The sequence below is a fragment of the Oscillibacter sp. genome, assembly GCF_032060045.1.
GTDB lineage: Bacteria > Bacillota > Clostridia > Oscillospirales > Oscillospiraceae > Oscillibacter.
The window spans coordinates 1-5378 of the sequence record NZ_DAMBZJ010000007.1; the positions used below are offsets into that span (position 1 = coordinate 1).

General features: G+C 53.8%; 6 protein-coding genes and 1 pseudogene. 5 read left to right on the forward strand and 2 right to left on the reverse strand.

The window, feature by feature from the left end:
• Positions 1–221: 221 nt before the first annotated feature.
• Positions 222–1736, reverse strand: a complete 1515-nt coding sequence (locus RT018_RS04285) for a diguanylate cyclase (protein ID WP_312939607.1) — start codon at positions 1734–1736, stop codon at positions 222–224.
• A 98-nt stretch (positions 1737–1834) separates the two neighbouring features.
• Entirely contained in the window at positions 1835–2728 is an 894-nt protein-coding gene (locus RT018_RS04290; RefSeq protein ID WP_312939743.1) for a LysR family transcriptional regulator, read from the reverse strand.
• Positions 2729–3086: 358 nt separating this feature from the next.
• Here RT018_RS04290 and RT018_RS04295 point away from each other — a divergent pair, with 358 nt between their 5' ends.
• From RT018_RS04295 to RT018_RS04315, 5 genes and pseudogenes are all read left to right on the forward strand, one after another.
• Complete coding sequence (locus tag RT018_RS04295; protein ID WP_312939609.1) at positions 3087–3779, forward strand: F0F1 ATP synthase subunit A; 693 nt, start codon at positions 3087–3089, stop codon at positions 3777–3779.
• A gap of 45 nt (positions 3780–3824) precedes the next feature.
• Entirely contained in the window at positions 3825–4040 is a 216-nt protein-coding gene (atpE, locus tag RT018_RS04300) for an ATP synthase F0 subunit C (RefSeq protein WP_312939611.1), read from the forward strand.
• 12 nt (positions 4041–4052) lie between these two features.
• The gene (gene atpF / locus RT018_RS04305; protein ID WP_312939612.1) at positions 4053–4541 is read left to right on the forward strand and encodes a F0F1 ATP synthase subunit B; all 489 of its coding nucleotides are present in this window, start codon (positions 4053–4055) and stop codon (positions 4539–4541) included.
• Entirely contained in the window at positions 4538–5062 is a 525-nt protein-coding gene (gene atpH / locus RT018_RS04310; RefSeq protein ID WP_312939614.1) for an ATP synthase F1 subunit delta, read from the forward strand. Before atpF ends, atpH begins: the two co-directional genes overlap by 4 nt.
• A pseudogene (locus RT018_RS04315) lies at positions 5059–5378 on the forward strand (F0F1 ATP synthase subunit alpha); the annotation flags it as partial. The gene atpH and the pseudogene RT018_RS04315, both read left to right, overlap by 4 nt.

Below are 5378 nucleotides of genomic sequence, written 5' to 3' on the forward strand. Positions count from 1 at the left end.
AAAATCACTATGGATTTTTCTATTCAAGTGTCCAACTTCATCTTACAACCGGCCGTTTTTAAAAATCGCATAAACCATAAAAATCCGAAGATGCCCCAACCGGGCATCTTCGGATTTCTTCTTTCCTATAAGCGGCGTGGATTCACTGCGTGCTACAAAAAGGAACAACACCTGATATCCGTGTGCTGAGACGCGGGAGCCGCGGCACCAAAGGGCGGAGTTTACACGACGGGTTTATCACCTCGGTACAGGCTTGTGCGGTTGCGTCCTCCGGCTTTGGAAAGATACATGGCCGCGTCTGCCTGATTTAGCAGCTCCTCCAACAGTAGTCTGCGGGCGGCGGGACAGTGGGCCACGCCGATGCTGACGGCCACGCGGATTATCCGGTCCCGATAAGCGATCCGCAACTCCTCGATGGTGCGGCGAAACTGTTCCGCTGTTTCCACCGCCTGCTGAGAGGACAGGTCTTCCAGCAGGATCGCAAATTCCTCTCCCCCGTAACGTCCCACCAGATCACTTTTGCGAAAATGCGCCCGCGCCGCCTGTGCAATGGTTTTCAGCACCGCGTCTCCGCAAGGATGACCATAGGTGTCGTTCACCTGCTTAAAATGGTCCACGTCAATCATTAAAAGTGCCAGCGCCTCCCGTCCTCCGCCCTTTGCGAACGTCTGTCTGGCATAATCAAAAAACGTGCCCCGGTTGTATACGCCCGTCAGCGCGTCCGTGGTGGCTTGACGGTGCAGATCATCCAACAAGTGGCGCTCCACCGTCACATCCCGAAAGACGATGCAGATACCATTGCTTATGGTTCCCTGAAGAACCGGATTTGCAGTAATTTTATAGCGCCGGGCTTCCCCATCTTTCCAGATCAGCGTCTCTCCTTCGGGTTTGAAGCCTTGCACGCCTTCAAGGGACTCGCCAGACACCATGCATGCGAGCTGGGGAAAGAGCCGTTTTGCGGACTGGTTCGCATCCAGAAAGTGAAAGTCAGAATCACATATGATAAAGGCGTCTTCCAGCCCGTCGATCACCTGCGCCCGGGCCAGCGGAAGCACATTTAGCAAGTTTTGCGTCAGGGCCGAATAGAGAAACACCGCCAAGGCAGAGACATAGGCGATGGGTGTAAAGTCATAGCTTTGGCGCCCGCGGAAAAACACAAAAGAAAAATTGGATGCCAACGGGGCCAGACAACTCAGCAGCAAAATAAAGCTTTGCCGCCGCTGGACTTTGCTGCCGTTTCGAATGTGACTGAGGATAAGGGAAAGGCCCAGAACAATGCAGATATAATTCAGAGCAACCCCAAGGAGATAGACAATGCCGTCGGTATGCTGAATGCTGGCAATCTGTCCGTTGGTGCTGTACCAGATATGGCTATAATGCAGGCGCACCAAAGGATACAATTGCAGGGACACCATGGACACAACGGGAATTGAGAAAATCAGGACGTGTCGGCGCGCGGAGAACCGCTTCTTTCCGTAAAAGTCTCTGAAAAACAGATAGGCAAGCGGAACCAGCAGCGGAGCGCCAAGATATTGAACCCGAACCCCGTAAAAGGCGGTTTCCAGTGTGGGTGCGGTAATTTCCAGTAAGTTACCAAACGAAAAAAAGAGGTCCCCCACGGTAAGAAGAATCAGATAAAGTGATTTTTCAACGGTATGGTTGGCAATGGTAAACACTACCATGATGATGGAGATCACCACGGAAAGGGCCACTGCCAGAATAAATAGCTGGGGCATGGGACGATCCTCCTCATATCGCTTCGCGTTCTGGTGCGTTGCCTGTGCGCGGTAGTTGCGTCGCGGGCGGCTGCCCGTTTAACAACCGTTAATAATCATCAGGGCGCTCGCAGAATTTCCTCCAGCTTTTTCGAGGCCAGGCTCAGCGGCTGGCGGGAGTCCTTAATCAGGCAAATAAATCGTTCAGGAATGGTTTCCAGCAAAGAAATCCGAAAAATTTCGCCGCGTGAAAGCGCATCGGCCGCAATCTCCTCGGGCAAAAAACCAAGCCCCATATTCCCTTTTATCATTGGAAGCAGTTGTACTGTGTTGGCGGCCTCAATGTCAGGATGGAGAGCAAGGCCGTGGTTTTGAAAAAAGCGGCTGTAAAACTCAAAAGTTTTGGTTTCCACAGCCATGCTGACCATGGGAAGATCTGCGACGTCCTTCAATTGCATCTGTTTTTCGCACAGATACGCAAACTTCGGCCCGCCCACCAGAATCTCGCGGAAGGACTTGAGGGGAATCTCCGTCAGGTGCTTCTTCGCGCCCGTGGGCGTAGTAACCACAGCCAAGTTCAAAATGCCCGACTCCAGCGATTTGACAGCCTGGGGCGTGGAATAATTGGATATATGGATGTGAAAGCCGGGATAGACTTGATGAAAGCGGCTGAGCTTGGAGAGAAGGACCCCTTGCAGGGCGGTTTCGTTGGCGCCGATGAACACGGTTCCGTTTTGCATGCCCGTGTAGCTGGCCAGCTCGGCCTCCCCCAGCTGCAACTGCTCGTAGGCCAAAGCCACATGAGCAAACAGCTTCTCTCCCTCTGTGGTAAGCACGATTCCCCGGTTTGAACGAATCATCAGACGGCAGCCCAGTTCCTCTTCCAGATTGTTCATGCAGCGCGTGACGTTGGGCTGGCTGCTCATCAGGACTTTGGCCGCCTGCGTAAAATTTTTATATTTTGCAACAAAATAAAAAATCCGGTAATACTCATAGTTAACTGTGATAAAAATGCCTCCTCTATGTGGCGCAAAGCTTGGTGCTCTGACCTTTTCACTATAATAATTTGTTATAGTGAAAATTGCAAATATACATTTTACAATTTTCAACAGGTTCATTATAATGTAGCAGCCCAATGAAAACAACAGTACGTCCGTTAAGAAAATGCCGCAGTGTGGCGGGTGCGGCATCATCTGCAGGCGGAAGGCCACGCCTGTGGTCCGGAAAATTGAAGGTGCGGGATCGTGCTGTCCGCCGCTTGCCGGATAACGTCCGACAGACGGCGAACCTGCTTTTTCTGCCTGCAAATCTGGCCCCGCCGCGATTTGCGGGACAAAGGCGGGATTGACTGGGTCGGGAGGTGATAATCGTATGTCAAATATTCAGGAAACCATGATGTCCGGGATGAAAAACCAAACCGCGTTCACCATTCCGGTTTTCGGAGGTGTTCCAATTTCCGAGGCGGTTTTAACCAGTTGGATTCTGATGGTTTTGTTGATGGGTCTGGTTTTTCTGCTGACGCGGAAGCTAAAGCCGGATCAGCCGGGGCGTGCACAGGCGTTTTTGGAGATGTGCGTCGGCGCACTCAACGGGTTTGCAAAGGACAGCATTGGGCCTCGCTGGCGATCCTTTGCGCCATGGCTGGGCACGGTTGCCGTGTACATTGCCGCCGCCAACCTCAGCGGACTGCTGGGTCTGGTGCCGCCAACCAAGGATGTCAGCGTCACGGCGGGGCTGGCGCTGACCAGCGTATGCCTGATTTATGGCAGCTCATTTCGTTTTCTGGGTCTACGGGGCGGTCTGCGCAAGTTTGCCGAGCCCATGCCGCTGCTGATCCCCATTAACATTATGGAAATAGCCATTCGGCCGCTGTCGCTTTGTATGCGGCTGTTTGGAAACGTGCTGGGCTCTTTCGTAATCATGGAGCTGATCAAGGCGCTGGTTCCGGTGGGAGTTCCGGTGGTCTTCAGCCTCTATTTCGATATCTTTGATGGATTGATCCAGACCATCGTCTTTGTATTTCTGACCGCGCTGTTCACCGGGGAAAGCGTTCAGGAAGAGTAATCGTTTTCTATTGACTTATTTAATGATTAACAGGAGGAACTAATTATGTCTGTCGCAATTGGTGCTGCAATCGCAGTTTTATCAGGAATCGGAGCTGGAATTGGAATCGGCTTTGCCACTGGCAAGGCTACCGAGGCCATTGCCCGCCAGCCGGAGGCCGAAAGCCAAATCCGCAGCAATCTGCTGATGGGATGCGCGCTGGCCGAAGCCACTGCCATTTATGGCTTTGTTATCGGGCTTGTCGTAATTTTTGTAGGATAAGGGGCGATTTTTGTGCTCGAATTCAGTCCCTACACAATTATATTTACCGTCATCAATCTTCTGGTGCTTTGGCTGTTTCTCAAGCACTTCCTGTTTGAGAAGGTAACCGCCATTTTGGATCGTCGGGCGCAGGCTATTCAAAAGGACCGGGAGGATGCCGCGGGCGAAAAACAGCTGGCAGGGCAACTCCATGACCAGTATGAACGGCAGTTGGCTCAGACCCAGCAGGAGAGCGAGATGCTTCTTGCTCAGTCCAGAGCGCAAGCCCAAAAAGAGTATGAAGCAACGCTGGACAGCGCGCGGGTCGACGCGCAAAAGCTGATGGAAACCACCCGCCGCCAGCTTCAAGCCGAGCGGGAAAGCATGCTTCGCGGTGTGCGCAAGGAGGTTGCCCAGCTTGCGCTTTTGGCGGCGGCTAAGGTCGCGCAGAGCGAGCTGGACCGGAAAAACGATCTGGCTTTGGTGGACTCCTTTTTGTCCGAGTCGGGTGATCCGTCATGAGTGAGCTTGCCCGCCGCTATGCCGCGGCCTGCTTTGACTTGGGGGTGGACAGAGCGCGCTTTGCCCGTTCCGTCCGCCTGATTGAGGATACTCCGCCGTTGCGCCGCGTGTTGGAGGATCCCACCGTTGACCGCACGGAAAAGGAACGGGTGCTGGGGCGTTTAGACGTTCTGAAGGAAGAGCCCCAGCTTTTAAATTTTTACAGGCTGCTGGCGCGCAAAAACCGAATGCCCCTGCTGCCCGAAATTGCCCAGGCGTTTCACACGCTGGAGCTGGAGGCGCGCAATACGGCGATGTGCCGGATGCGCTGTGTCCATATTCCGGACGAGGCGCAGTTGGACGGACTTCGGAAGCGGCTGTGCGTCTTGCATCACAGAGACGCGGTGGAGCTGGAAATCGAGACAGACCCCGGTCTTTTGGGCGGGTTTGTTCTGGAGATCGACGGATTTACCTATGATTACAGTGTCCGCGGCCAGCTCCGGGATATGGAGAGGCAACTGCAAGAGAGGCGAATGATATGAAAAATGAAGCGGATGAGATTGTCTCCGTTCTGCGGGAGGAAATTTCAAATTACGACAACAAGACCCTGCGCAGCGAAACCGGCACGGTTTTAAACGTGGGCGATGGCATTGCCACCGTTTACGGGCTGGACAACGCCGTGTACGGCGAGCTGTTGGAGTTTGAAACCGGTGTGCGGGGCATGGTGATGAATCTGGAACGGGACAGCGTTGGCTGCGTGCTGCTGGGGCCTGAGGAAGACCTTGGCGAGGGTGCAGTGGTGCGGCGCACCGGACGGACCACGGACGTACCCGTGGGTGACGCGCTGCTGGGCCGCGT

Coding starts and splice junctions, on each gene's coding strand:
- atpH (WP_312939614.1), top strand. CDS start 4,538: ATGAGTGAGCTTGCCCGCCGCTATGCCGCGGCCTGCTTTGACTTGGGG.
- atpE (WP_312939611.1), top strand. CDS start 3,825: ATGTCTGTCGCAATTGGTGCTGCAATCGCAGTTTTATCAGGAATCGGA.
- RT018_RS04285 (WP_312939607.1), bottom strand. CDS start 1,736: ATGCCCCAGCTATTTATTCTGGCAGTGGCCCTTTCCGTGGTGATCTCC.
- RT018_RS04295 (WP_312939609.1), top strand. CDS start 3,087: ATGTCAAATATTCAGGAAACCATGATGTCCGGGATGAAAAACCAAACC.